Origin of the sequence: Jannaschia formosa (assembly GCF_003340555.1) — a bacterium.
In the GTDB taxonomy this organism is placed as follows: Bacteria; Pseudomonadota; Alphaproteobacteria; order Rhodobacterales; family Rhodobacteraceae; genus Jannaschia; species Jannaschia formosa.
Genome location: NZ_QPLJ01000076.1, coordinates 1 through 1,843 on the forward strand (window position 1 = coordinate 1; position 1,843 = coordinate 1,843).

Annotated in this window: 2 protein-coding genes and 2 pseudogenes; 1 reads left to right on the top strand and 3 read right to left on the bottom strand. The window is 58.9% G+C overall.

The window, feature by feature from the left end:
• Window positions 1-142 (top strand): annotated as a pseudogene (locus DR046_RS24510) (IS630-like element ISSpo6 family transposase); the annotation flags it as partial.
• A gap of 68 nt (window positions 143-210) precedes the next feature.
• Here DR046_RS24510 and DR046_RS22795 read toward each other — a convergent pair.
• The 3 genes and pseudogenes from DR046_RS22795 to DR046_RS24775 all read right to left on the bottom strand — a co-directional run.
• Window positions 211-621: a YopX family protein gene (locus DR046_RS22795; protein ID WP_115384621.1), complete on the bottom strand. Its 411-nt coding sequence runs from the start codon at window positions 619-621 to the stop codon at window positions 211-213.
• 279 nt (window positions 622-900) lie between these two features.
• Window positions 901-1,527: a DUF6441 family protein gene (locus DR046_RS22800; protein WP_115384622.1), complete on the bottom strand. Its 627-nt coding sequence runs from the start codon at window positions 1,525-1,527 to the stop codon at window positions 901-903.
• A pseudogene (locus DR046_RS24775) lies at window positions 1,524-1,724 on the bottom strand (head-tail joining protein); the annotation flags it as partial. The gene DR046_RS22800 and the pseudogene DR046_RS24775, both read right to left, overlap by 4 nt.
• Window positions 1,725-1,843 lie beyond the last annotated feature (119 nt).

Genomic DNA, 1,843 nt, shown 5'->3' on the forward strand with positions numbered 1-1,843 from the left:
CTCCAAGCTGAAAGCCCACCTCCGCCGCATCGGCGCGCGGACCTACGATACGCTCATCCGGGCGCTCGGCGATATCTGTGGCATCTTCGATCCCGAGGAGTGCTGGAGCTTCTTCAAAGCAGCAGGATACGCGTCATGCTAAAAGCAAAACGCTTTAGCGCACTCGATTGAGGGTCGAGGGGTCGCGGGTTCGAGTCCCGCCGCTCTCGCCTACTTCTTCAGCAGCTCTGGGTCCTCGTAGATGTTGCCGATGACTTCACCAAGGTTAGAACTTGTTCTTACGTATCCGTTGGCGACGAAGCCTCCAACGGCCTCTGACCAACGCACTTCGAAGTTCATTGGTCTGTCCAGGTCTTCTTCTGGTTCTTCAGACACTCCATCCCACTTTCCGTAATAGCCGTAGTGAAGAACACCCCCCTCATAAATCTCCCTGCCGTTCTTGTCTTTAATGCCGGTGTATTGCATTGATACCCATTCGTGATAATCACTTGGATCTTTTTCCCCGATAAAGTTGCAGAAGTCGTACTTACTACCGTCCTCAAACTCAATACCATAAATGATGTCGTAGTACATCATCTTATCGGCTTTATCCCAAGCCCTAAATTTAATTTCTCTTTTCATATAAGAATATCATGCCATAAGTGGGAAAACTGTCGAGCAGACCTTGTGAATAACTAGCGGTCCAGCTGTCTCACTAGTGTCTCACTTTCGCGTTTATTAAGACACTTGCTCACAACCTGTTGAAAACTTCATATTTTTAAGTGACTGACGAGAGGACGAAATATCCACGTTTCGGACTTATCCAAAGGAATACAAACAGCTACCTTCCTTGGGTAGACACGGGGCGAGCTTGAGAATGGCAGAGTTGTCACGTCCAGCAGACAACGGTGGACATACCTTTCACCGACCCTCCACCCAGTTCGCCACGATCAGCCCCGGCACACCGTCGAACGCCCTGTCTGCATCTCGCGCGAGGTCCAGCCGCTTCGGCAGTTTGACCTGCGGCACCAGCAGGAAGATCGGCGCGGTGACCTTGCCACGCCCGGTCTTCGGGCGCGACACCACCGCCTGGCCTTTGGTGTTCAGCCGCCCCTCGGCGACCAGCAGGCTCGGGCCCGTCCGGCGATAAACGAAGCGCAGGCGGAGGCCACGGCGGCGCTCCCATTCGCCGGGCGTGATCCTGCCGCCCCGCAGGAACTTGCCTGCGGCCGGCAGCGGGATCGCCAGCCAGAACCCGTTTTTCGAGCGGATCAACGGGCCGGTGTCATGCGCGCCCACGATGACCGGAGCCTTCGACCACACCAGCGCCGCGGCGTCGAGGCTTTCGCCGGACCTCGGGAAGTTCTGGCTTCGGATCGAGTTGGCCAGCCGGAACCCAAGCCCCGCGCCGGTGATCTGCAAACGCCAGGCCGACTTCAGCCCGGTCCCGACCTCGCGCATGGCGGCCGTCACAGCGCGCTCGCCCGCCGCAACTTCGGCCGCCATCATCGCGACGATGTCGGGATCGATGTCGAGCTTCAGTTTCATGCTGGGCGCAAGTCCACAGTCCAGACCAGCCGCTCGCGGTCGTGGAGAGGCTCGCCCTGAATGAGGAAAGCATCCCCGTCGATCTCGATCCTGTCGCCGGGGCGCGGGTTCGCGACCTCGGCGACGCGGAGGTCGATCCGGGTGGTCTCGGACCAGAGCCGGGCATCGCCGAAGTCGGTGACGGCGTCGGCGCGTTGAACCGCTCCGGGTTTGCCGGAGGCTGATTGCGTTTAGTTACGCGGCCATGGGTTCGGTTTCCAGAGCGGCGTAGAAGTTGGCCTCGGCTTCGGCTGGCGGGATGTTCCCGATGGGCTCC